We start from the raw sequence: 23,024 nt of genomic DNA, 5'->3' as shown, positions 1-23,024 counted from the left end.
AGATAGATCAGGATGCCGATGATCCAGGTGATCTCGCGCGGCGCCTTGTAGGAGCCGTAGTAGAGGCCGCGGAAGATGTGGATGTAGACGGCGGCGAAGAAGAAATGCGCCCCGTTCTGATGCATGTAGCGCAGCAGCCAGCCCGCGTTCACGTCGCGCATGATGTGCTCGACCGAGGCGAAGGCGAGCGAGGTGTCGGGCGTGTAGTGCATCACCAGCACGATGCCGGTGACGATCTGGATCACGAGAAAGACCGTGAGGACGACGCCGCCGACCCAAAGCCAGTTCAGGTTCTTCGGCGAGGGGAAGTTGCTGAAGTCGATCGCGAAGCCGACGATCGGCAGGCGCTTGTCGATCCACTTCTCCCAGGCGGCCTTCGGCTTGTAGTGCTCCTGAGGTATCGTGCCCATGATGTCAGCCCTTGTATTCGTCGAGGAGCGTCAGGACGGTCCCGGCGACGGTGTATTGGGGGATATGCAGGTTCTGGGGCGCGGGCCCTTTGCGGATGCGACCCGAGGTGTCGTAATGCGAGCCGTGGCAAGGGCAGAACCAGCCGCCGAACTCGCCGGCGCCGTCGCCGAGCGGCACGCAGCCCAGATGGGTGCAGACGCCCATCATCATCACATATTCGCCGTTCTCGCCGATCGAGCGGTTCTCGTCGGAGGCGTCGGCTCTCAGATCGTTGGCGTTGCGCGCATTGCCGTCGACAAGCGCCGAGAGCGGGGTCGCGCGCGCGGCGTCGATTTCAGACTGGGTGCGATAGCGCACGAAGACCGGCTTGCCGCGCCATTTGACGCTGATCTGCGAGCCTTCCTCGATCTGGCTGAGATCGATGTCGATGGTCGCCAGCGCCAGAACCGAGGCCGAGGGGTTCATCGAGTTGATCAGCGGCCAGACCGCTGCGCCGACGGTCACCGCGCCGACCGCGGCCGTGGCGACATGGAGGAAATCGCGGCGGCTGGCGTCGCTGTCTTGCGTCGTCGTGGTCGACACGGGACTCTCCTGACTTGCTTCTGCGGGATCGCGGGCGAGCACCGCCCGCGCCATCGCCTTTCGCTTACGGAACTAGCCGGTCCAAGTCCAGCGCACAGTCCCGCTCGCATGTCTGTTTCGCGACCTAACGCCGCAGTTTCGCGCGTGACTCAGTCACCAAGTCCCGTTCGAATAATCCCTAGTATTCATTCGGCTTTTCATCCGCGCCCATGTGGCCGCGCGCCACGCGTCACTCCGCCGCCTCGAGCGGCAGGAACCCGCCGGACTGCCGCGCCCAGAGCCCGGCGTAAAGCCCGCCCTGCGCAAGCAGGGCCGCATGCGCGCCGGCCTCGACGACCCGCCCCTCGTCGAGCGTCAGGATGCGGTCCATCTCGGCGATGGTGGAGAGGCGATGCGCGATGGCCAACACGGTCTTGCCCGCCATCGCCGCCCGCAACGCCTGCTGGATCTCCGCCTCGACTTCGGAATCGAGCGCCGAGGTCGCCTCGTCGAGCACCAGGATCGGGGCGTCCTTGAGGATCGCGCGGGCGAGCGCGATGCGCTGGCGCTGCCCGCCCGACAGCTTCACCCCGCGCTCGCCCAGATGCGCCGCATAGCCCTCGCGGCCCCTTCCGTCGCGCAGCCCCCGGATGAAATCGTCGGCCTGCGCCGCCCGCGCCGCCGCCACCGCCTCCTCGACGGACGCCTCGGGCCGGCCATAGAGGATGTTGTCGAGCGCCGAGCGGTTGAAGATCGCCGTCTCCTGCGTGACCACCCCGATCATCCGGCGCAGCCCGTCCTGCGTCATGTCGCGGATGTCCACGCCGCCGATGGCGATCCGCCCCTGCTCGACATCGCGCAGCCGCAGGAGCAGGCCGACGAGGGTGGACTTGCCCGCGCCCGACCGCCCGACCAGCGCGAGCTTCTCGCCCTCGGCGACCTCGAAGTCGAGCGGCCCGACCCCGCCCGTCGCGCGCCCGTAGCGGAAGACGACGTTTTCGAAGCGGATCGGACCTGCTGCGACGCCATCGGCCGCGCCGGGGCGGTCGGTGACGCCATGCGCCGGCGAGAGGGTGCGGGCGCCGTCCTCGATGGTTCCGATCTCGCCGAAGATCGCCATGGCCGACATCGCCATCCAGTTCGCCATCTGGGTCAGGCGCAGCGTCAGCATCGCCGCCGCCGCCACCGCCCCGATGCTCGCCGAGCCGTCGCGCCAGAGCCACAGGCCGAGGCCGAGCATCGCCAGCGTCGCCGCGGCGTTGAGGATCGCGAGCAGCGTCCGCATCGCCATCATCGCCCGCCCGAACTGAAGCGCCGCGTCGTGGAAGCGCCGCAGAGACCGCGCCGCCGCCGCCTCCTCGCGCCCCGCATGGGCGAAGAGCTTGACGGTCTCGATATGCCCGAGGCTGTCGACGAGCTGCCCCGTCACCCCCGCCCGCGCCTCGGCCCGCACCTGCGCGCGAAGCCGGATGCGCGGCAGCGACCACCACAGCACCCAGAAGAAGCCGCCGAGCCAGAGAACCGCCAGCGCCGCCAGCCGCCCGTCCGCCGCCGCCAGCGCCGCGAGCATCGTGGCCGCGTAGGCGACCAGCATCCCCAACGTCGTCAGCGCGTCGTTGGCGACCTGCGTCACCGCGTTGGCCGTCTGCATCTGCTTCTGCGCGAGCCGCCCGGTGAAATCCTCCTCGAAGAACTTCATCGACTGGCCGAGCGTGTGGCGGTGCAGCCGGAACACGGTCATCGGAAACAGCGCGGGGTTGAGCGTCAGCGAGCTGAACGCGCTCTGGGCGAGCTGCGCCGCCGGCTTTATCACGGCGATCACGACGAGCATCGCCGCCAGCCAGCCCCAATGCTCGGCGAAGAAGCGTTCGGGACCGGTCTGCGCCGCGAGGTCCACCAGCGCGCCGATCATCCAGAACACGCCAGCATCCGCAGCGCCCACGGCGAGCGAGGCGAGCGCGAGCCCCCACAGCCCGACCCGCGCCTCCCTCAGCGCCCAGCGCAGGAAAGGCCAGAGCGCTTCCGGCGGGCGCGAGGGCGCGTCGGTCGGCAGAGGCGGCGTCACCGTCTCGAAGCGGGCGAACCAGCTGCGGAAAGGGGTGGAGGCGTCGGCGGGGCGGTCGGTCTCGGTCATGGCGCGAACATAGACCGTCCGTCGCGAAAGTCGCTCATGCGGCGTCGGCGTCGATGAAGCCGCCCGCCTGCCGCGCCCAGAAGCCGGCGTAGAGCCCGCCCGCCGCGAGCAGCTCCGCATGCGGCCCGCTCTCGACGACGCGTCCTGCGTCCAGCGTCACGATCCGGTCCATCCGCGCGATGGTGGAGAGGCGGTGCGCGATGGCGATCACGGTCTTGCCCTCCATCAGCCCGTAGAGCGCCTGCTGAATCTCGGCCTCGACTTCCGAGTCGAGCGCGGACGTCGCCTCGTCGAGCACGAGGATCGGCGCGTCCTTGAGCACGACGCGGGCGAGCGCGATGCGCTGGCGCTGCCCGCCCGACAGCTTCACGCCGCGCTCGCCGACATGCGCGTCATAGCCCTCGCGCCCCGCCGGGTCGCGCAGACCGAGGATGAACTCATGCGCCGAGACGCGCTTCGCCGCCGCCTCGACATCCGCCATGCGGGCGTCGGGCCGGCCATAGAGGATGTTGTCGCGCACCGAGCGGTGCAGCAGCGAGGTGTCCTGCGTGACCATGCCGATGGCCGCGCGCAGGCTGTCCTGCGTCGCCTCGCGGATGTCCTGCCCGTCGATCAGCACGCGCCCGCCCTCGACGTCGTAGAAGCGCAGCAGCAGGTTCACGAGCGTGGACTTGCCCGCCCCGGAGCGCCCGATCAGCCCGACCCGCTCGCCGGCGCGGATGCGCAGCTCCACCCGGTCGAGCCCGCCCGCGCCGCGCCCGTAATGATGGCTGACGCCCTCGAAGCGTATGTCGCCGCCGGTGACGGCGAGGGGGCGCGCATTGGGCCGGTCGGTCAGGCCGAGCGGCTTGGAGATCGTCTCCACCCCCTCCATCACGACGCCGAGGTTCTGGAAGAAGTCCGACGTCGCCCACATGATCCAGCCGGTCATTGCGTTGAGCCGCAGCACGAGCGCCGAGGCCGCGGCGATGGCCCCGAGGCTCGCCTGCCCGAGGCTCCAGAGCCAGATCGCGAGCCCGATCACGCTGACCATCAGCAGGCCGTTGGTGACCGACAGCGCCAGCTCCATCGCCGTGATGAGGCGCATCTGGCGGGCGAAGGTGGTCCGCCCGTGCTCGATGGCCTCATGGGCGTAGGAATCCTCGCGCGCGGCGTGGGCGAAGAGCTTCACCGTCTGGATGTTGGTGTAGCTGTCCACGATCCGGCCCGTCATGGTCGAGCGCGCCTCGGAGAAGTCCTTGGCGGCCTGTCCGATGCGGGGGACGAAGAAGACCAGCATCCACACATAGCCCGCCGCCCAGACCGCGAGCGGGATGGCGAGGCGCGGATCGACCAGCGTCAGCAGGACCAGCGCGCCGATCAGATAGATGATCGCATACCAGAGCGCGTCGAAGATCTGGAACACCGCCTCGCCGACCGCCGGCGCCGTCTGCATCACCTTCTGCGCGACGCGGCCCGCGAAATCGTTCTGGAAGAACGTCATCGACTGGCGCAGCACGTGGCGATGCGTGCGCCAGCGCACCAGCGCGCCGACATTGGGCAGCATCGCCTGATTGAGCAGCAGCGCGTCGATCCCCTGCACCAGCGGACGCAGGAGCAGAACCCCGAGGGCCACCGCGGCGAGCTCCAGTCCCCGTTCGGCGAGGAGATCGGCAGGGGCGGTCTCGGCCAGCACGTCCACGACGCGGCCCGCATAGTAGATCAGCCATGTCTCGACCAGCGCGACCGCCAGACCGAAGCCCAGCGCCAGCCACAGCACGCGGCGGAACGGCTCGAGATGGACGCGGAAGAACGGCCAGAGCCGTTCCGGCGGCCCCTCGGCGCGGTCGTAACCCTGATACGGATCGACCATCGCCTCGGCGCGCGCGCAGAGCGCGTCGAAGCGGCGGCGCAGCCATGTCGGCAGGCGGGGCATGGAACGGCTCTCGGGGATCAGGACGTGCGGAGTGTAGGGCTTCGCGCCCCGTCTGTCACGTCGCGCGCCGCGGCTTGCAGCGCGCGCGCCGGCGTGGAAACTGGACGCTGCGGCCGGCGACGCCCGCCCTTTCGCACCCCTGCTCCGGAGACAGACATGCCCCGCCCGACCAGCATCTCGCTGCGCGCCGCCTTCGCCCTCGCGCTGCTCGCCGGCGCCGCTCAGGCGCAGCACGCCCATCACGGCCACGCGGCCCCCGCGGCGGACGCGCCCTATGCGTCGGCCTGGGACGAGAGCATGGCGCGGATGCATGACGACATGGCCATCCCGCTCACCGGCGACGCGGACGCCGATTTCGTCAGGGGCATGATTCCGCACCATCAGGGCGCCATCGACATGGCGCGCATCGCGCTGGAACACGGGTCCGATCCCGAGATCCGCGCGCTGGCCGAAGCCGTGATCGCCGCTCAGGAAGCCGAGATCGCGCAGATGAAGGCGTGGCTCGCGGCGCGGGGGCTCTGAGCGCGGCGCGCGCCTGGCCTCAGCCGCGATGCGACGCCCGCCACGACCGCAGCCAGACCAGAATCGCGCCGATCGCGACGGCCCAGCCGAGCGGATACCAGGCCAGCACCGGCTCCGGGTCGCCGGTGGTCGCCAGCATCAGCGGTCCGGCCAGCCCGAGCGCGCTGATCATGACGGCGGCGACGCCGAGCGCGATCCCGCCCCGCCGCTTCAGCCGCCGCGCCCGCTCGTCCATCGCCGCCCTCCCGCGCAAGCGACGCCGCGACGCGTCGCGCGGCCCGCGCTCGCATTCTAGAACGGGCGCAAACAGAGAGGAAAGCACTGCATGACCGACGCCGCCCATCTCGTCGGCCCCGAGGCCGCACCGCTCGACGCAGAACGCCGCCGCGCGGCCGACTGGTTCGTCGACCTTCGCGACCGCATCTGCGACGCCTTCGAAGCCATCGAGGACGCGCAGGCGACCGGCCCCTTCGCCCACCTGCCCCCCGGGCGCTTCGAACGCAAGGAGACGCGCCGCGCCGGCGAAGGCGAAGGCGATCAGGGCGGCGGCGTGATGAGCGTGATGCGCGGCGGGCGCGTCTTCGAGAAAGTCGGCGTCAACGTCTCCGAAGTCTACGGCGCGCTCGGCGATCAGGCCCAGCGCAGCCTGACCGCGCGCCACGAACTGCCGGGGCTGAAGAACGACCCGCGCTTCTGGGCCTCGGGGATCAGCCTCGTCGCCCATATGCGCTCGCCCAAGACGCCCGCGGTTCACATGAACACGCGGATGTTCTGGACGCCCTTCTGCTGGTGGTTCGGCGGCGGGACCGACCTCAACCCGATGGTCGAGGTCGCGGAGGACACCGAATTCTTCCACGACGTGCTCCGCCGGACCTGCGAGCGCCACGACGCCGCCTATTACCCGAAATTCAAGGCCTGGGCGGACGAGTACTTCATGATCAAGCACTGGAACGAGCCGCGCGGGGTGGGCGGCGTCTTCTATGACGACCTGTGCACCGGCGACTGGGAGGCCGATTTCGCCTTCACCCAGGATGTCGGGCGGGCGTTTCTCGACGCCTTCGTCCCGATCACCCGCAAGCGCATGACCGAGAGCTGGACGCATGCCGAGCGCGAATGGCAACTCGTGAAGCGCGGTCGCTACGCGGAGTTCAACCTCGTCTACGACCGCGGCACCAAGTTCGGGCTGGAGACGGGGCATAACCCCGAGGCCGTGCTGATGAGCCTGCCGCCCGAGGCGAAATGGCCATGACGGTCGACGGGCCGACTGGAGCGGAGACTGACCCGGAAGACGCGAGTGCTAGGTGGGAGCCGTTGTTTTTGAGACGAAAAACTTGGTTCACGGCGTCGCTCAGCTCGGCTTAGGGGCCGTGACGGTCGTTGAGAGGGCTATCGTGGAGCGAGCGGAGGAAACCGCTCGATGAGAGGGTCTTATGCGATCCTCGGCTGGGGGTCGCTGCTCTGGGACCTCGACGATCTGGCGGCGAAAGTGCGCGGGGCTTGGGCGATCCGGGGCGGGCCGCGTCTCCCGCTCGAATTCAGCCGGATCTCGCCGAAACGGTTGATGAGCCTCGTCGTCGTGATCGACCCGGATAGCGGCGCCCCCTGCCCCACCCACGCCATCGCCTCGATCCGCGACGACGTTCATGCGGCGGCGGAAGACCTGCGCGCCCGCGAACGCGCCCCCGCGCCCAACTTCATCGGCGCGGTGTGTCGCGCGAGCGGCTTCCGGCGCGCCGGCGACCCCGCGATCGCCGAGGCCGTGGCGCGATGGTGCGCGGCGACCGGCGCGCGCGGGGCGGTCTGGACCGACCTGCCCCGCAACTTCGAGGCCGAAACCGGCGCGCCCTTCAGCGTCGCCGCCGGTCTCGCCTATCTGCGGGGGCTGGAGGGCGCCTCGGCGGCGGAGGCGCGGCGCTACATAAACGGCGCGCCGCGCGAGACCGACACGCCCCTGCGCCGCGCGCTCGCGGCGCAGGACTGGTGGCGGGAAGCTCAGTCGGGCCAGGCGCGGCGGTAGAGCCGCCATGTGGCGTGGCCGAGCACCGGCAGCGCGACGGCGAGCCCGATCAGGAACGGCGCGGACGCGACGGCCATGATCGCGCCGACGACCAGCCCCCAGATCGCGCAGACCCGGGGATTGGCCGCGACCGTCTGGATCGAAGCGCGCATCGCGGCGAAGGCGCTGCGCTCGCCCGCGACCACCATCGGAAGCGAGAACATCGACACCGCCAGCGCTGCGGCCGCGAAGACCCCGCCGACGAGATGGCCCAGCACGATCAGCCGCAGACCCTCGGTCGTTCCAAACACCTGGGCGGAGAGGGCGGAGACGCTTTCGGGGCGGCCGACGCCCATCACCGACGCCCAGAGTAGGTCCGCCGCCGTCAGCCACGCCGTGAAAATGGCGAACAGAACCAGCGCGATCCGCGCCACCGGCCCCGCCGCAGGCCCCGTGGCCACGGAGACCGCGTCCGCCAGACGCGCGGGCTCGCCAGCCTCGCGCCGCCGGCTGAGTTCGTAGAGCCCCACCGCAGTCAGCGGCCCGAGCAGCGCGAAGCCCGCGACCAGCGGGAACACCAGCGCCAGCGCGTCGCCGCGACCGGCGAGCGTCGCCAGCAACAGCCCCGCCAGCGGATAGATCGCGACCAGAAAGAGCACATGGGTGGGCTTGGCGGCGAAATCGTCCCAGCCCTGCCGCAGCGCGCCGCGCAGGTCGTCCACGGTCAGGATGCGGGCGGCGCGCGTCGAGGGCGGCGACGCGGCGTCGGATCCGGCTGTGATTGCGGTCATCGGCGATCCTCCTGTTGTGGTTTGTCGGCGGAGGCTATCACGAATCAGGAGAATTGCGACCCTCCGCCGCAGAGGAGGTCGCAGGCGTCAGATGTCCGCCGCCGCCAGCCACGCCGCGCTCGCCGCGATCAGCAGCCCCATCGTCAGGTTGAAGACCCGCAACCGGCGGTCCTCGGAGAGAAACCGCCGCAGCGCCGCGCCGAAGCCCGCCCAGGCATGCGCCGAACCGAGGCCGCTCAGCGCGAAGACGCCGGCGCAGATCGCCGCCTCGCGCAGCGGCGCCGCGCCGCTGACGAAGGCCGCGCCCGCCGAGACCGCCATCGCCCAGGCCTTGGGGTTGATCCACTGGAACGCCACCGCCTCGAGGAAGGTGAAGGGCCGCGCGGCGCGCTCGCCCTCCCGCGCCCGACCCGCCGTCCCGATCCGCCAGGCCAGCCACATCAGAACGGCGACCGCCGCCCAGCGCAGCCCCTCGCGCAGGCTGTCGCTGCGCTGGAACGCCTCGCCGAGCCCGAAAGCCAGCACGAACAGCATCGCCGGAAAGCCCAGCGCGACCCCCAGAGCGTGCGGACGCGTCGCCCGCCAGCCGAAGCGCGCGCCGGAACTGGCGAGCAGGATGTTGTTCGGCCCCGGCGTCCAGGTCGACGCGACGGCGAGGGCGAACATGGCGGCGAGGATGTCCCAACTCATGGCTGTCTCGATAGGTCAGCATTACAGACATAACGGGATGATGCGCCGGGCGCGCCGCGCCTGTCCAGAGGGCTCAGAGGCGCGCGAGCAACGCCGCGCGGTCGGGCGCGAAGCCCTCCTGCGCCCAAAGCCGCCGCAGCCGGTCGAGCGACGCGCCGAGGTCCGGCCCCGGCGCGACGCCCGCTGCGATCAGGTCGCGCGCCTCCAGCGGAAACCGCGCCGCCGCCCCCGCCGCGAGCCGCGCCTCGAGATCGGCGGGCGGCGGCGCGCCGCCTTCGGCGGCGTCGAGCAGCGCCGCATCGCGCGCCGCCTCGGGCGCAACCAGATGCGCGCGCGCCTCGGGGGCGGCGTCGAGCGCGCGCGCCTCGGCGATGGCGCGGAGCCGGCGCGCCTCGGCGCGCGACAGGCGCATCGCGTCCTCGGGATCGGTCGCGCCGAGCGCCGCCAGTCGTCGCGGCCAGTCGGGCGCGGCGGCGCACGCCGCCTCGGCGCGGATCAGCGCCGCAAGCAGGTGCGGGCGCGCGCCGGGAATCGCCGCGTCGAGCGCGCCGGCCCCCGCCATCGCCGCGACCGCTTCGGACGGATCGGGCGCGGCGAGCAGGCGGCGCAGCTCGTGGCCGATCCGCTCGCGCGCCAGCGCGCCGAGGCGGTCGGCGAGCGCCGCGCAGGCGGCGAGCCCCTCGGCGTCGACGCCGGTCCGGCTGAACCACGCGATGAAGCGGAAAAAGCGCAGGATGCGCAGATGATCCTCGCCGATCCGCGCCGACGGATCGCCGATGAAGCGGACGCGGCCCGCCTCGAGATCGGGCGCCCCGTCCAGCGGATCGATCACGCAGCCTTCGGCGTCCGCGTAGAGCGCGTTGATCGTGAAGTCGCGGCGCGAGGCGTCCTCGCGCACGCAGTCGGTGAAGGCGACGCGGGCGCGGCGGCCGAAGGTCTCGACATCGCGGCGCAAGGTCGTCACCTCGTAGCCGCGCCCCTCGACGATCGCAGTCACCGTGCCATGGGCGATCCCGGTGGGCGCCGCGCCGAGCCCGGCGCCCTCGAGCAGCCGCGTCGTCTCCTCGGGCGGGACGGCGACGCACAGATCGACGTCCTGCGCCTCGCGCCCGAGCAGCGCGTCGCGCACGCAGCCGCCGACGAAGAGCGGGCGCGCCGGGTCCAGCGCGGCCAACAGGGCGCGGGTCGGCGCCGCCTCCAGCCAGGCGGGCGCGATGCGCCTCACGCGCCGGTCGCCGTCGCCGCGGCGGCGCTCTGCGCGGTCACGCGCTCGGACAGTCGCCGGATCATCCCCGCGGTGGCGCCCCAGATGAACCAGCGCTCGTAATGGATCGCCCAGAAGCTGCGGATGGCCCCGTTGAACTCGCGCCGCATCCGCACCTGATTGGCCGGGTTCAACACCCAGTCGAGCGGCGCCTCGAACACCGCCTCGACTTCGCCCGGCTGCGGGATCGGTCGGAAGCCCGCGTCGACCAGCCCGACGAAGGGCGCGATCGCGAAGCCGGTGCGGGTGACGTAGCGCTCGAACGGCCCGAGAATCTCCACTTCATGGGCGTGCAGGCCGATTTCCTCGCGCGCCTCGCGCAGGGCGGCGTGCAGCGGCGAGCGGTCGCCCGCGTCGATCTTGCCGCCGGGAAAGGCGATCTGGCCGGCGTGCACCCGCATGGTCTGCGGCCGCTGCGTCAGGATCAGCGTCAGCCCCTGAGGCCGGCGGGCCACCGCCGCGAGCACCGCCGCCGGGCGCAGCCGACGCAGTTCGGGCGCGCCTTCGGGGTCGAGCTCTCCGTCGCCGCCGGGCGCGGCCACAGGGGCGAGCAGCGCGCGGCGCAGCGCGGCCTCGTCGATGCGGAACTCGCGATGCAATTCGGGGCGCGGGTCGGTCATGCGCCGTGAGGTGACGCGGAATCGCGCGGCGGTCAAACCGAAACGACCGCCGCGATCAACGCCGCTGGCTCATCGTCTCGGGCAGCCACGTCGCGAGTTCGGGGACGAAGATCAGCACGAACACCATCGCCACCATGATCAGGAACATCGGGATCGCGGCGCGCGCGATGAAGCCCATCTCGTGGCCGGTCATCCCTTGCAGCACGAACAGGTTGAAGCCGATGGGCGGGGTGATCTGCGCCATCTCGACCACCACCACGACGAAGATGCCGAACCAGATCACGTCGACGCCCGCCTGCCGGATCATCGGCTCGACCACCGCCATCGTCAGCACCACCGAGGAGATGCCGTCGAGAAAGCAGCCGAGCACGATGTAGAACACGAGCAGCGCCATCAGCAGCTCGAACCGGGTCAAACCCTGTTCGGCGATGAAATCGGCCAGCCCCCGCGGCAGCCCGGTGAAGCCCATCGACAGCGACAGGAATTTCGCTCCGGCGAGGATCAGCGCGATCATCGCCGAGGTGCGCACCGCCCCCATCAGGCTGTCCGTGAAGGTCGCGCGCGTCAGCGACCCCTGGCTCGCCGCGAGCGCCAGCGACCCCAGCACGCCGAAAGCCGCCGCCTCGGTGGCCGTCGCGAAGCCGAGATACATCGAGCCGATCACGAGCGCGACCAGCAGCAGCAGCGGGATCACCAGCCGCGAATTGGCGAGCTTCTGGCGCAGGCTCATCCTCGGCTCCGGCTTCGGATCGAAATCCTTCGAGACCTGCGAGGCGACGGCGACATAGGCCATGAACATCGCCGCGAGCGTCAGCCCCGGCAGCACGCCGGCCATGAACAGCTGCGTGATCGACTCGTTGATCGCCACGCCATAGACGATCAGCGTCAGCGAGGGCGGGATCATCAGCCCCAGCGTCGCCGCCCCCGCCAGCGTGCCGATCACCATCGTCTCGGGGTAGTCGCGGCGGCGCAGTTCCGGGATCGACATGCGCCCCACCGTGGTCAGCGTCGCCGCCGAGGAGCCGGACACGGCGGCGAACACCGTGCAGCCGACGATGTTGGTGTGGATCAGCCCGCCCGGCAGCCGCGCGAGCCACGGCGACAGCCCCTTGAACAGATCCTCCGAAAGTCTCGTGCGATAGAGGATTTCACCCATCCAGACGAAGAGCGGCAGCGCCGTCAGAGTCCAGGACGAGGCGCCCGCCCAGATCGTCGTGACCATGGCGTCGCCTGTGGGGCGCGAGGTGAAGAGCTCCATCCCCACCCAGGCGACCCCGATCAGCGCGAGGCCCACCCAGACGCCCGCGCCGAGCAGCGCGAACAGGGCGAGAAGGAATATCGCGATGGGTCCGAGCGCCTCCATCCCCTATTCGCTCCGCGCCCGGTCGAGGCTTTCGCCCCGCATCCCGTGCGCGCCAGCGAAGACCAGCCGCGCGAGATGGTCCCAGAAGGCGAGCGCCAGCAGGATCGCCCCCGCCGCCATCGCCGATTGCGGAATCCACAGCGGCGTGCGGTCGAGCCCCTGGCTGACATCGCCGAATCTCAGCGACCAGCGCACGGCCCGCACGGCGTACCACGCGAGATAGGAGGAGATGACCGCGCCGATCGCGAAGCAGGCCAGCTCCAGCCAGTAGCGCCGCGCGCCCATCAGGTTGAGCACGAGGCTCACCCGGATGTGCGCGCCATGGTTCAGCGCATAGGCGAAACCGAAGAACGACGCCCCGGCCATCGCATAGCCCGCGTAATCCGTCGCGCCCGGGAACACGACGCCGAACCAGCGCGCCAGCATCTGCGCCACGATCAGGCACAGGATCGCGATCAGGCACAGCGCCGCGACCGCGCCGCCGAGCAGATAGAGCGCGTCGAGCGCGCGGCGCAGCGCGCGGGCGAAGACGGGCGCCATGCGCGCCCGGCGCCGTCCGTCAGTTCCCCGCGCGGTAGGCGTCCACCACGGCGCGCCCGGTCTCGCCGGCGCTGGCGAGCCATTCCTCGGTCATCGTGGCCCCGATCGCCTTCAGCGCCTCGACCAGCGCCGGCTCGGCGCGGCCCACTTCCATACCGCCCGCCTTCAGACCGTCCAGCGTGCGCGTGGTGTAGGCCTTCGAGCGCGCGAGCCCTTCGGCCTTGGCCTTGGCGGCGCAGTCGGTCAGCGCAGACTGGGCTGCGGCGTCGAGCGCGTCGAACGCGGCCTTGTTCGCGAAGATCGCGTTGCGCGGCAGCCAGGCGTCGACTTCGTAGAAATGGCTCAGATGCTCCCACACCTTGGTGTCGTAGCCCGTCGCCGCCGAGGAGACGAAGCTCTCCGCCACGCCCGTCGCCAGCGCCTGGCTCAGCTCCGCCGCTTCGACCTGCACGGGGGTCATGCCGGTCAACTCGGCGAGGCGCGCCGTCGCCGCCGAATAGGAGCGGAACTTCACGCCCTTGAGATCGTCCGCCGCGGCCACGGCGCGGTTCATGTAGAGGCCCTGCGGCGGCCATGGCACCGAGTAGAGATAGACCAGCCCATCCTCCGCCAGCGCCTCGGCGACATGCGGCGCGGCGATCTCCCAGAGCTTCTCGTGCTCGTCGAAGGAGGAGACGAGGAAGGGGATCGAGTCGACGCCGTAGATCGGCTTCTCGTTCTGATGCGCCGAGAGCAGCCGCTCGCCGATGGGGGTCTGTCCGGTCTGCACGGCGCGCTTGATCTCCGCGCCGCCATAGAGCGCGCCGCCCGGGTGGGTCACGATCTGCAGCGCCCCGCCGGTCGCCTCCCCGACGCAGGCGGCGAAGGCGGCGGCGGTCTCGGAGTGGAAGTTGGTCGCGGGATAGGCCAGCGGCATGTCCCATGTCTCGGCCAGAGCGGCGGGGGCGGCGAAGCCGAGGGCGGCGAGGCCCAGCGAAGCGGCGGTGAGGCGCATCTGTCGTTCTCCCTGTTCTTTCGGCTCCTACTGAAACCGGGAAGGCGCATAGACCGCAAGGTCGATGTTGGACCGCTCGCCCGCGATCATCTGCGCGAGCAGCTGGCCCGTGCGCGGCCCGCCGGTCAGCCCGACATGATGATGCCCGAAGGCCAGCCACGCCCCCGGCGCGCCGGGAACCGGCCCGATCAGCGGAATGCTGTCCGACGGCGCGGGGCGGTGGCCCATCCATTCGCGCTCCTCGGCCCAGCGCAGCCCCGGCATCGCCGCCTTGATCCCGCGCCGCAGCAAATCGAAGGGCGCGCGGGCGGGCCCCGCCTCCAGCCCGCCGAACTCGACCACGCCGGCGAGCCGCAGCCGCCCCTCCATCGGCGTCGCGACGAACTTGCCGGCGGCGATCATCATCGGCGCGCGCGGCATGACGCTGGGTTCCCACAGCTCCAGATGATAGCCGCGCTCGCTTTCGAGCGGGATGCGCAGGCCGAGGTCGCGCGTCAGCGCGCCCGACCACGCGCCCGTGGCGATGACGACCGCGTCGGCTTCCAAGGTCTCGGCCCGCTCGTCGCGTCCGCGCAGCCGCACCCCGGTCGCCGCGCCGCCGGGTCCTCGAACCACCGCCTCCGCCTCGGCGATGACGACCCGCGCGCCCTGCGCCTGCGCATGCGCCGCCAGCGCCGCGACATAGGCCCCGGGATCGGAGATGCGCCCATGCCCGCCGAGCTTCAGCGCGATCGCCCCTGAACCCGCGAAAGCCGGGTCGAAGGCCCCCAGCGCCGCCGCGTCAAGCGCCTCGGGGACGAAACCGTGCCGCGCGCGCACAGCCCAGGTGAAGCCGTCCGCGTCGCGCGCCGCCGCGTCCGGATAGACGTAGAGGTAATCGCTCGGGACGACGTAGCGCTCGGCCCCCGTCCCCGTCGCGAGCGCCAGATGGTCGTTGAGGCTGTCGCCGACGATGGGCGCAAGCGCGTCGGCGATCCGGTTCGCATCCGCCGCGTTGGCGTGGGACAGGAAGCGGACGAGCCACGGCGCGAGCTTCGGCAGGTAGCCCCAGCGCAGGAAGAGCGGCGCGGTCGGGTCGAACAGCATGCGCGGCGCCTTTGCGATCAGTCCCGGCGTCGTGACCGGCACGATGGCGCAGGAGGCCAGCACGCCGCCATTGCCGAAGCTCGCCCCCGCCGCAGGCCCCTCGCGGTCGATGAGCGACACCCGCCAGCCTGCGCGCTGCAACCGGATCGCCGTCGCGACCCCCACGATCCCCATGCCGACGATCGCCGCATGGCCGACCGAACGCTCCGCGCACATCCCCGCCCCCTCGCCCGCCAGATCGCCTCGTGACGGCGCCAGAACGCGCCGAGCCAGGAGCGGCGTCAAGACGCCCGCCGCCGCAAGAGGCGATTGCATCGCGCGACGGACTGAACTATCGGCGTGCTTCATGATAAGTCTGCACGCGATGGTTGCGCACCGCGCTCAGGGGGCCGCACGGCGAACCGCCCGGGCGGGCGGGCGACGGCCGTTCGGGTGGCGCGGTGCGACGGCGCACCGCGCGCCGGCTTGCGGGAAGTTTCGGCGAAATAACTCTGCGGAAACGATTTCCGGGTCACTACGCCATGGTAAACCCGATGTCGCGGAGACAGCCCCCATGTTCGAGCGCAGCACCGCCGGCAGAGCGCGTCGCGCGCAGGCGCGTCGACGGTAGACCGCGATGTCGCTTCAGAGCCGTTTCTCGCTTCAATTCGGCCTGACGGCGGCGCTCGGCGTCGCGCTCGCGCTCGCGGCGTCGCTCGCGCTGTTCGCCGCGCGCATGGACGCGATGTCGGAGGATCTGCGCGACGACGTCGAGACCGCGATCGGCGCGCAGATGCGCAAGAGCGCCGAAGCGCTCGCGGGCCGCTTCGCCGAGCAGATCCGCGAGCCGCTGCTCGACTACGACCGCCAGAGCCTGACCCGCGCCGCCCGCGACACGCTCGCGCTGACCGGCGCGCAGGAGCTGCGCATATACGACGCGCATGGCCGCGGCGTGGCGAGCGGGGCCGAGGACGGCGCCGCCTTCGCCTCGGGCGCCCCCGCGCCGCTGCGCGCGCTCGACGATCCCGACGGCGTCGCCCGCTGGATCGAGGGCGACCGGCTGTTCTCGGGCCGCGCCGTGTGCATTGGCCCGTCCTGCATCGGAACGGTGGCCGTCGGCGTAGACGGAACCGACGCGCTTCGCGAAGGCGCCGCGCTCGCCGCCGAGATGGACGAAGCCGAGCGGTCGTTCTTCAGAGAAGCCGGGCTTCTCGGCCTCGGCGCGCTGATCCTCGCGGCGCTGCTGGCGGCGCTTGTCGGTTGGCTGCTCGGCAGGCGGCTGACGCGCAGTCTGCGCGGCGCGGTCGATGCGCTCGACCAGATCGCCGCCGGGGCGACCGACGTGAGCTTCGACGCGCAGGACGCCCAGCTGGCCGAACTCGCCGCCGCCGTCGAGCGCGTCGCCGAGAGCATGGCCAACGGCAAGACCGCGGAAGCCGGCATACTCGACGACATGACCGACGGGCTGTTCGTGGCGCGGCTCGACGGCGAGATGGTCGTCGCCAACGCGGCGCTGCACGAGCTGCTCGGCGCCGCGCCCCCCGAACTGGTCGGCGCCTCGGCCTTCGAGACCTTCGCCATCGACCCCGCCGAAACGCTGGAGCAGTTCGTCGAGCGCATCTCCGGCGTCAGCCGCATCACCCGCCGCGACGGCGCGGGACTGACCGTGATGGTGTCCGCGAAAGTCGCGCCCGGCGGCGTCGGCGTCGAGGGCCGCGTCGTGGGCGTGGTGCGCGACGCGACCGCGATGGCGGCCGACATCGGCCGCCTGCGCGCCGCCGAAGCCCGCGCCGAGGCCGCCAACAAGGCCAAGACCGAGTTCCTGTCGGTGATGAGCCACGAGCTGCGCACCCCGCTCAACGGCATTCTCGGCGGCGCCGCGGTGCTGGCGGGCAGCGAGCTCAACCCAAGCCAGCGCAGCTTCGTCGACATCGTGCAGAATTCGGGCAAGTCGCTGCTGACGATGGTGACCGACATACTCGACCTCACCCGCATCGAGAGCGGCGACGCCAAAGTCGAGGAGAGCCCGGTCGACGTCGAGGAACTCGCGCAGGAGATCATCGCGGCGGTCTCGGAGGACGCGGCCGCCAAGAACCTCAAGCTGCTGCTGCGCGTGCAGCCCGGCATGCCGGTGATCTCGACCGACCGCGACAAGCTGCGCGAGATCGGCTCGACCCTGACCGAGAATGCGGTGAAGTTCACCGAGGAGGGGTCGGTCGGGCTCGACGTCAGCTACGAGACCGTCGACGGCGTGGTGACGCTCAAGCTCAAGGTCGAGGACACCGGCCCGGGTATCGACCCAGCCCATGCCGAGACGATCTTCGACACTTTCTCGCAGGGCGACAGCTCGGCCTCGCGCAAGCATGGCGGCGCAGGGCTCGGCCTCGCGATCACGCGCAAGCTGGTGGAGCTGATGGGCGGCAAGATCTCGGTCGAGAGCACGCCGGGCGAAGGCGCGACCTTCACCGTGACGCTCGACGCTCCGGTCGACGCCGACCAGCCCGCCAAGCCCAGGAAGCAGCTTCCCAACATCCGCACGCTGGTCGCCGCCGCAGACAAGCTGCAACGCGAGGCGCTGGCCGAACAGCTCGCGCATGCCGGCGCGAAGGTCGAAACCGCGCAATCGGCGACCGTCGCCCTGCGCATGCTGGAGAGCGCGCAGGAGAAACGGCAGCCCTTCGGCCTCGTCGTGCACCCGGAGGACCTGCCCGGTTTCGCATCCTCGGGCCTGGCGGAGTGGCTGCGCGGGGATGGGCCGGCGCAAAGCGTCGCATCGGTTTCGCTCCGTCCGGAGAGCGCGATGCTCGACGGGCTCGCCCAACTGCCAGAGCGCGTCGTGCTGGCCAGGACGCCGCCCAGCTTCGACGACCTGATCGACGCGGCCATGCGCGCCCATGCGGTGGCCATCGGCGAGAACGCCGAGGACGACGACGCAGCTCCCCCCGCGCCCGCCCCGGTCGACGAAGAGGAAACGCGCTGGCCCACGATGAAGGTGATCGAGGGCGACGTCCAGACGCCCCATGTCATCCTCGCCGAGCACAACGAGGTCAACCGCATCGTGCTCACCTCGTTCCTCAAGAAATCCGGCTACGAGGTTCATCCGGCTGCGAACGGATTCGACGCGGTCAAGCTCTACAAGGAGCTGATGCCGAAACTGATCGTGATGGATGTGACGATGCCGCTGATGAACGGTCTCGACGCCGCCAAGGCTGTCCGCCGCCATGAGCAGGAGATCGAGGCCCCCGCTTGCGTGATGATCGGCCTCACCGATCGCGGCAAGGAGGGCGAGCGCGAACGCTGCACCGCCGCAGGCATGAACGACTCGATCCAGAAGCCGGTGAAGCTCGACGAACTGGAAGCCAAGATCGAGCGCTGGGCGAGCCTGTTCGGCGGCGCCGAGAAGGGCGCGCGGACGGCGGCGTCCTGAGCGCGCGCCGCCTCAGGCGACCCGCAGCACCCGAAGCTCCGTCTCGCCGTAGCGCCGCGCATCGAGCGTCTCGAACCCCTCGGGCGGGCTCTCGCCCTCCTCCGCCGCGCGCTCCCACACCGCCAGCGCCCCGGGCGCGAGCCATCCGCCGGCCAGCGCGCTCGCCAGCGCCGGCGCGCCGAGCCCCTTGCGATAGGGCGGATCGAGAAAGCACAGCTGGTAGGGCGCGCCGCGGCACGGGCCGAGCCGGGTGGCGTCGCGGCGGTAGATCTTGCTCGCCCCGATCAGGCCGAGCGCTTCGACATTGCGCCGGATCAGCGCGCGCGACGGCCCGTGATCGTCGACGAACAGGCAATGGACCGCGCCGCGCGACAGCGCCTCGAGCCCCAGCGCGCCGACGCCCGCGAACAGGTCGAGCGCGCGCATCCCCTCGGGCGGCGGCGGGTCGGCGTAGCCGCCATGGGCGAGCAGGTTGAAGATCGACTCGCGCAAGCGGTCGGAGGTGGGGCGCAGATGCGCCTCGCCGCCGCCCTGCGCGCCCGGCCCGGCGAGGCTGCGCCCGCCGAGCCGTCCGCCGACGATGCGCATCAGGCGTTCAAATCCACCACGACGCGGCCCTGCACGCCGCCCTTCAGGATCGCCGCGCCGAGCGCCGGCACGTCCTCCAGCCTCGCCCCGGAGGTCATCGCGTCGAGCTTCGCCAGGTCCAGATCGCGCGCGATCCGCGCCCAGGCGGCCTCGCGCGCCTCCAGCGGCTGCATCACGCTGTCGATGCCGAGCAGGTTCACCCCGCGCAACAGGAAGGGGATCACGGTCGTCTCGAGCGCGATCCCGCCGGCATTGCCGACCGCCGCCACAGAGGCTCGCAGCTTCATCTGCGTCAGAACCCGCGCGAGCGTGGTTCCGCCGACCGCGTCCACGCAGCCGGCCCAGCGCGCCGTGTCGAGCGGCTTGGAGGGCGGCTCGGACAGTTCCGCCCGGGAGACGATCTCCGCCGCGCCCAGATCGCGCAGATAGCCCTCGAATTCCTCGCGCCGACCGGTCGAGGCGGCGACCTCGAAGCCGAGCTTCGCCAGCACCGCCACCGCCACCGAGCCGACGCCGCCGGCGGCGCCCGTCACCAGCACCGGCCCGTCGCCGGGCTTCAGGCCATGGGCCTCGAGCGCCATCACCGCGAGCATCGCCGTGAAGCCCGCCGTGCCGACCGCCATGGTCTGGCGCAGGGTGAGGCCCTTGGGGCGCTTCACCAGCCAGTCGCCCTTGACGCGGGCGCGCTCGGAATAGCCGCCCCACCACGCCTCGCCGACGCGCCAGCCGGTCAGCACCACCTCGTCGCCGGGCTTGAAGCGGGGATCGGCGCTCTCGGCGACCACGCCGGCGAAGTCGACCCCCGGCACATGCGGATACGTCCGCACCAGCCCGCCCTTGCCGGCGAGGCACAGCCCGTCCTTGTAGTTCACCGTCGAGAAGGCGACGTCCACCAGCACGTCGGCCTCCGGCAGCCGGTCCTCGCCGATCCGCGCGATCTCCTGCGCGATCGCCCCATCGGCTCCCTTGTCGATGATCAGCGCCCTGAACATGGCTCGCCCTCCCTTGCGGTATGCCGCCCGCACCAAAGGCCGCCGAGCGGCGCGGAGTCAATTCCGCGCCCGGCCGATCGCCCGGAGTGTCAATTCCGCGCGCGTCCAAACGCGCGCGGCTCGCCGCCTTGCATCGCGCCCCGCCCCTGTTATGACGCGCCTGCGAAATCAACGGGGGCGCGCGATGATCTCGATGAAGTCCGATCTGAGCATCCGGATCCTCTCGGGCAACGGCAACCGTCCGCTCGCCGAGGCGATCGCCCGGCGCATCTCCGTCTATCGCGGGTCCGAAGTCGGGCTGGCCGACGCCCGCGTCGAACGGTTCTCCGACAAGGAGATCTTCGTCGAGATCTTCGAAAACGTGCGCGGCGAGGACGTGTTCGTGGTGCAGCCCACCTCGAACCCGGCCAACGACAACCTCATGGAATTGCTGATCATGACCGACGCACTTCGGCGCGCCTCGGCGCGGCGGGTGACGGCGGTGGTTCCCTACTTCGGCTATGCGCGGCAGGATCGAAAGACCTCGGCCCGCACGCCGATCACGGCGAAGCTCGTGGCCAACCTCTTCGAAAAGGCGGGCGTGGACCGCGTGCTGACGATGGATTTGCACGCGGGCCAGATCCAGGGCTTCTTCGACTTGCCGGTGGACAATCTCTACGCGGCCCCGGTCTTCGCGCTCGACATCAGGCATCACTTCAAGAATGTCGGCGAACTGCAAGTGATTTCGCCAGATGTCGGTGGCGTGGTCCGCGCGCGCGACCTCGCCAAGCGGATCGGGGCGGGGCTCGCCATCGTGGACAAGCGCCGCTCCGGGCCCGGCGAAGTCGAGTCGATGACCGTGATCGGCGAAGTGGAAGGCAAGTGCTGCATCATCGTGGACGACATTTGCGACACCGCCGGCACTCTGGTGAAGGCGGCGGAGCTGCTGCGCGATCAGGGCGCGACCTCGGTGCACGCCTATATCAGCCACGGCGTTTTGTCGGGCCCCGCCGTGCCGCGCATCTCCGGCTCGGCGCTGGAGAGCCTCGTGATCACGGACAGCATCCAGCAACCCGAAGCGGTGCGCGCGGCGCCCAACATCCGCATCGTCTCGGTGGCGCCGCTCTTCGCGCAGGCGATCCTGAATGTCGGCAACGACACGTCGGTGTCGTCGCTGTTCTCGGAGAAGACGCTGGGGCCGATCTACGAGGCGTTCTACCGTTTCGACTGAAAACCGGAAAACCGCAACGGCCTGCGGCATTGGGCTTTCTTGAGCCGGCCGGTTCGCGCCGCCTAGGGTGCGCGGGAAATTCGATCATGGCGCGACCGGGAGACCCGGCGCGCGCGAGCAGGGAGAGAAACGCATGAGCGCAGAGCTGTTCCCGGTTCCGGCCGCGGTCGCGGCCCGGGCCCACGCCGACGAAGCCAAGTATCAGGCGATGTACGAGGCTTCAGTGAAGGACCCGGCTGCGTTCTGGGGCGAGCACGGCAAGCGGATCGACTGGATCACGCCCTACACCAAGGTCAAGAACACGTCGTTCGACTATCATAACGTGTCGATCAAGTGGTTCGAGGACGGGGCGCTGAACGTCTGCGCCAACTGCGTGGACCGGCATCTGGAGACGCGCGGCGACCAGACCGCGATCATATGGGAGGCCGACGACCCCAACCTCTCCAAGCACATCACCTATCGCGAACTTTACGAGCAGGTCGCGAAGTTCGCCAACGTCCTGCACGCGCTCGGCGTTACGAAGGGCGACCGGGTGGTGATCTACCTGCCGATGATCCCCGAGGCGGCCTATGCGATGCTCGCCTGCGCGCGCATCGGCGCGATCCACTCGATCGTCTTCGCGGGCTTCTCGCCGGACGCGCTGGCGGACCGGGTCGAAGGCTCGGAAGCCAAGCTCGTCATCACCGCCGACGAGGCCCCGCGCGGCGGGCGCAACACGCCGCTCAAGGCCAATGTCGACCGCGCGATGCAGCGCATCGCTCCGGAGGTGAAAGTGCTGGTGGTCCAGCGCACCGGCGGCGAAGTCGCCTGGGACCCCGAGCGCGACCGGTGGTTGCATGAGGAGATGGAGCGCGTCTCCGACCATTGCGCGCCCGTGCCGGTCGCCGCCGAACATCCGCTGTTCATCCTCTACACCTCAGGCAGCACCGGCAAGCCGAAGGGCGTGGTGCACAGCTCCGGCGGATATCTCGTCTACGCCGCGATGACGCATCAATACGTCTTCGACTATCACGAGGGCGACGTCTACTGGTGCACGGCCGACGTCGGCTGGGTGACGGGGCACAGCTACATCGTCTACGGCCCGCTCGCCAACGGCGCCACCACGCTGATGTTCGAGGGCGTGCCGACCTGGCCCGACGCGGGCCGCTTCTGGCAGGTCTGCGCCAAGCACAAGGTCAACATCTTCTACACCGCCCCGACCGCGATCCGCGCGCTGATGGCCAAGGGGCCCGACTTCGTCGAGAAGCACGACCTGTCGTCCCTGCGCGTGCTCGGCTCGGTGGGCGAGCCGATCAACCCCGAGGCGTGGCACTGGTACAACGAGCATGTCGGCAAGGGGAAATGCCCCATCGTCGACACCTGGTGGCAGACCGAGACCGGCGGGATCCTGATCACCCCCCTGCCCGGCGCCATCGCCACCAAGCCGGGCTCGGCGACCAAGCCCTTCTTCGGCGTGCAGCCGGTGGTTCTGGACGACAAGGGCGACGAGATCGGCGCGACCGAGTGCGAGGGCGTGCTGTGCCTTGCGGACAGCTGGCCGGGGCAGGCCCGCACGGTCTATGGCGACCATGACCGCTTCGTGCAGACCTATTTCGAGATGTACAAGGGCTACTACTTCTCGGGCGACGGCTGCCGGCGCGACGCGGACGGCTATTACTGGATCACCGGCCGCGTGGACGACGTGATCAACGTGTCGGGCCACCGCCTCGGCACCGCCGAGATCGAGTCGGCGCTGGTCGCCCATCCCAAGGTCGCCGAGGCCGCCGTGGTCGGCTATCCGCACGACATCAAGGGTCAGGGCATCTACTGCTACGTGACGCTGATGGAGGGCGAGGAATACACCGACGCGCTCAAGACCGAGCTGCGGACCTGGGTTCGCCAGCAGAACGGGCCGTTCTACGCGCCGGACGTGATCCAGTGGTCGCCCGGCCTGCCCAAGAC

The 23,024-nt window shown here is 70.8% G+C and carries 21 protein-coding genes; 6 read left to right on the top strand and 15 right to left on the bottom strand.

Annotated elements, in window-relative coordinates:
• The 4 genes from V7Q31_RS12515 to V7Q31_RS12500 form a co-directional block, all read right to left on the bottom strand.
• A partial coding sequence (locus tag V7Q31_RS12515) for a cytochrome b N-terminal domain-containing protein (RefSeq protein ID WP_333834197.1) occupies positions 1-410 on the bottom strand: 410 nt, incomplete at its 3' end.
• A gap of 4 nt (positions 411-414) precedes the next feature.
• Positions 415-993 carry a ubiquinol-cytochrome c reductase iron-sulfur subunit gene (gene petA, locus V7Q31_RS12510; RefSeq protein ID WP_333834196.1) on the bottom strand — a complete coding sequence of 193 codons (579 nt, stop codon included), beginning with the start codon at positions 991-993 and terminating at the stop codon, positions 415-417.
• Between the two features lie 229 nt (positions 994-1,222).
• The gene (locus V7Q31_RS12505) at positions 1,223-3,106 is read right to left on the bottom strand and encodes an ABC transporter ATP-binding protein (protein ID WP_333834195.1); all 1,884 of its coding nucleotides are present in this window, start codon (positions 3,104-3,106) and stop codon (positions 1,223-1,225) included.
• Between the two features lie 34 nt (positions 3,107-3,140).
• Positions 3,141-5,021 carry an ABC transporter ATP-binding protein gene (locus V7Q31_RS12500; RefSeq protein WP_333834194.1) on the bottom strand — a complete coding sequence of 627 codons (1,881 nt, stop codon included), beginning with the start codon at positions 5,019-5,021 and terminating at the stop codon, positions 3,141-3,143.
• 156 nt (positions 5,022-5,177) lie between these two features.
• Between V7Q31_RS12500 and copM the strand changes: the two genes are divergently transcribed.
• The gene (gene copM, locus V7Q31_RS12495; RefSeq protein ID WP_333834193.1) at positions 5,178-5,543 is read left to right on the top strand and encodes a CopM family metallochaperone; all 366 of its coding nucleotides are present in this window, start codon (positions 5,178-5,180) and stop codon (positions 5,541-5,543) included.
• Between the two features lie 19 nt (positions 5,544-5,562).
• Here copM and V7Q31_RS12490 read toward each other — a convergent pair whose 3' ends face one another.
• Positions 5,563-5,778 carry a hypothetical protein gene (locus V7Q31_RS12490; RefSeq protein ID WP_333834192.1) on the bottom strand — a complete coding sequence of 72 codons (216 nt, stop codon included), beginning with the start codon at positions 5,776-5,778 and terminating at the stop codon, positions 5,563-5,565.
• Positions 5,779-5,868: 90 nt separating this feature from the next.
• Between V7Q31_RS12490 and hemF the strand changes: the two genes are divergently transcribed.
• Together hemF and V7Q31_RS12480 are read left to right on the top strand one after the other, a co-directional pair.
• Positions 5,869-6,792: an oxygen-dependent coproporphyrinogen oxidase gene (gene hemF / locus V7Q31_RS12485; protein WP_333834191.1), complete on the top strand. Its 924-nt coding sequence runs from the start codon at positions 5,869-5,871 to the stop codon at positions 6,790-6,792.
• Positions 6,793-6,960: 168 nt separating this feature from the next.
• Positions 6,961-7,560 (top strand): hypothetical protein, encoded by a 600-nt coding sequence (locus V7Q31_RS12480; protein ID WP_333834190.1) that lies wholly within the window; start codon positions 6,961-6,963, stop codon positions 7,558-7,560.
• Here V7Q31_RS12480 and V7Q31_RS12475 read toward each other — a convergent pair.
• The 8 genes from V7Q31_RS12475 to V7Q31_RS12440 form a co-directional block, all read right to left on the bottom strand.
• Complete coding sequence (locus V7Q31_RS12475; protein ID WP_333834189.1) at positions 7,536-8,330, bottom strand: DUF2189 domain-containing protein; 795 nt, start codon at positions 8,328-8,330, stop codon at positions 7,536-7,538. The genes V7Q31_RS12480 and V7Q31_RS12475 overlap by 25 nt on opposite strands.
• Positions 8,331-8,417: 87 nt before the next feature.
• Positions 8,418-9,020 carry a LysE family translocator gene (locus V7Q31_RS12470; RefSeq protein WP_333834188.1) on the bottom strand — a complete coding sequence of 201 codons (603 nt, stop codon included), beginning with the start codon at positions 9,018-9,020 and terminating at the stop codon, positions 8,418-8,420.
• 73 nt (positions 9,021-9,093) lie between these two features.
• Positions 9,094-10,245 (bottom strand): CCA tRNA nucleotidyltransferase, encoded by a 1,152-nt coding sequence (locus tag V7Q31_RS12465; protein ID WP_333834187.1) that lies wholly within the window; start codon positions 10,243-10,245, stop codon positions 9,094-9,096.
• On the bottom strand, positions 10,242-10,904 hold the full coding sequence (locus V7Q31_RS12460) for a CoA pyrophosphatase (protein WP_333834186.1): 663 nt from the start codon (positions 10,902-10,904) through the stop codon (positions 10,242-10,244). The genes V7Q31_RS12465 and V7Q31_RS12460 overlap by 4 nt, the downstream gene beginning before the upstream one ends.
• 55 nt (positions 10,905-10,959) lie before the next feature.
• Positions 10,960-12,267 carry a TRAP transporter large permease gene (locus V7Q31_RS12455; RefSeq protein WP_333834185.1) on the bottom strand — a complete coding sequence of 436 codons (1,308 nt, stop codon included), beginning with the start codon at positions 12,265-12,267 and terminating at the stop codon, positions 10,960-10,962.
• Between the two features lie 3 nt (positions 12,268-12,270).
• Complete coding sequence (locus V7Q31_RS12450; protein WP_333834184.1) at positions 12,271-12,807, bottom strand: TRAP transporter small permease; 537 nt, start codon at positions 12,805-12,807, stop codon at positions 12,271-12,273.
• A 19-nt stretch (positions 12,808-12,826) separates the two neighbouring features.
• On the bottom strand, positions 12,827-13,801 hold the full coding sequence (locus V7Q31_RS12445) for a TRAP transporter substrate-binding protein (protein WP_333834183.1): 975 nt from the start codon (positions 13,799-13,801) through the stop codon (positions 12,827-12,829).
• A gap of 27 nt (positions 13,802-13,828) precedes the next feature.
• Positions 13,829-15,172, bottom strand: coding sequence for an NAD(P)/FAD-dependent oxidoreductase (locus V7Q31_RS12440; RefSeq protein WP_333834182.1), 1,344 nt, complete (start codon positions 15,170-15,172; stop codon positions 13,829-13,831).
• Between the two features lie 331 nt (positions 15,173-15,503).
• On the opposite strand from V7Q31_RS12440, the gene V7Q31_RS12435 reads away from it, so the two are divergent.
• Complete coding sequence (locus tag V7Q31_RS12435) at positions 15,504-18,293, top strand: hybrid sensor histidine kinase/response regulator (RefSeq protein ID WP_333834181.1); 2,790 nt, start codon at positions 15,504-15,506, stop codon at positions 18,291-18,293.
• A gap of 12 nt (positions 18,294-18,305) precedes the next feature.
• Here V7Q31_RS12435 and V7Q31_RS12430 read toward each other — a convergent pair whose 3' ends face one another.
• The gene (locus tag V7Q31_RS12430; RefSeq protein ID WP_333834180.1) at positions 18,306-18,881 is read right to left on the bottom strand and encodes an RsmD family RNA methyltransferase; all 576 of its coding nucleotides are present in this window, start codon (positions 18,879-18,881) and stop codon (positions 18,306-18,308) included.
• The gene (locus V7Q31_RS12425) at positions 18,881-19,873 is read right to left on the bottom strand and encodes an MDR family oxidoreductase (protein ID WP_333834179.1); all 993 of its coding nucleotides are present in this window, start codon (positions 19,871-19,873) and stop codon (positions 18,881-18,883) included. The genes V7Q31_RS12430 and V7Q31_RS12425 overlap by 1 nt, the downstream gene beginning before the upstream one ends.
• Before the next feature lie 193 nt (positions 19,874-20,066).
• On the opposite strand from V7Q31_RS12425, the gene V7Q31_RS12420 reads away from it, so the two are divergent.
• Both V7Q31_RS12420 and acs read left to right on the top strand, forming a co-directional pair.
• Entirely contained in the window at positions 20,067-21,083 is a 1,017-nt protein-coding gene (locus V7Q31_RS12420; protein WP_333834198.1) for a ribose-phosphate pyrophosphokinase, read from the top strand.
• A 133-nt stretch (positions 21,084-21,216) separates the two neighbouring features.
• Positions 21,217-23,024, top strand: a 1,808-nt coding sequence (gene acs / locus V7Q31_RS12415; protein WP_333834178.1) for an acetate--CoA ligase, incomplete at its 3' end; no start/stop codon positions are given.

Origin of the sequence: Rubrimonas sp. (genome assembly GCF_036788415.1) — a bacterium.
Lineage (GTDB): Bacteria > Pseudomonadota > Alphaproteobacteria > Rhodobacterales > Rhodobacteraceae > Rubrimonas.
Note: the sequence above shows the minus strand (reverse complement) of the source record. Positions and strands in the feature narration are given on the sequence as shown.

Bases quoted from the DNA above. Each gene is read 5' to 3' on its own strand.
- V7Q31_RS12505 (WP_333834195.1), bottom strand. From the start codon at position 3,106: ATGACCGAGACCGACCGCCCCGCCGACGCCTCCACCCCTTTCCGCAGC.
- V7Q31_RS12500 (WP_333834194.1), bottom strand. From the start codon at position 5,021: ATGCCCCGCCTGCCGACATGGCTGCGCCGCCGCTTCGACGCGCTCTGC.
- copM (WP_333834193.1), top strand. From the start codon at position 5,178: ATGCCCCGCCCGACCAGCATCTCGCTGCGCGCCGCCTTCGCCCTCGCG.
- V7Q31_RS12490 (WP_333834192.1), bottom strand. From the start codon at position 5,778: ATGGACGAGCGGGCGCGGCGGCTGAAGCGGCGGGGCGGGATCGCGCTC.
- hemF (WP_333834191.1), top strand. From the start codon at position 5,869: ATGACCGACGCCGCCCATCTCGTCGGCCCCGAGGCCGCACCGCTCGAC.
- V7Q31_RS12480 (WP_333834190.1), top strand. From the start codon at position 6,961: ATGAGAGGGTCTTATGCGATCCTCGGCTGGGGGTCGCTGCTCTGGGAC.
- V7Q31_RS12475 (WP_333834189.1), bottom strand. From the start codon at position 8,330: ATGACCGCAATCACAGCCGGATCCGACGCCGCGTCGCCGCCCTCGACG.
- V7Q31_RS12470 (WP_333834188.1), bottom strand. From the start codon at position 9,020: ATGAGTTGGGACATCCTCGCCGCCATGTTCGCCCTCGCCGTCGCGTCG.
- V7Q31_RS12460 (WP_333834186.1), bottom strand. From the start codon at position 10,904: ATGACCGACCCGCGCCCCGAATTGCATCGCGAGTTCCGCATCGACGAG.
- V7Q31_RS12455 (WP_333834185.1), bottom strand. From the start codon at position 12,267: ATGGAGGCGCTCGGACCCATCGCGATATTCCTTCTCGCCCTGTTCGCG.
- V7Q31_RS12450 (WP_333834184.1), bottom strand. From the start codon at position 12,807: ATGGCGCCCGTCTTCGCCCGCGCGCTGCGCCGCGCGCTCGACGCGCTC.
- V7Q31_RS12445 (WP_333834183.1), bottom strand. From the start codon at position 13,801: ATGCGCCTCACCGCCGCTTCGCTGGGCCTCGCCGCCCTCGGCTTCGCC.
- V7Q31_RS12435 (WP_333834181.1), top strand. From the start codon at position 15,504: ATGTCGCTTCAGAGCCGTTTCTCGCTTCAATTCGGCCTGACGGCGGCG.
- V7Q31_RS12430 (WP_333834180.1), bottom strand. From the start codon at position 18,881: ATGCGCATCGTCGGCGGACGGCTCGGCGGGCGCAGCCTCGCCGGGCCG.
- V7Q31_RS12425 (WP_333834179.1), bottom strand. From the start codon at position 19,873: ATGTTCAGGGCGCTGATCATCGACAAGGGAGCCGATGGGGCGATCGCG.
- V7Q31_RS12420 (WP_333834198.1), top strand. From the start codon at position 20,067: ATGAAGTCCGATCTGAGCATCCGGATCCTCTCGGGCAACGGCAACCGT.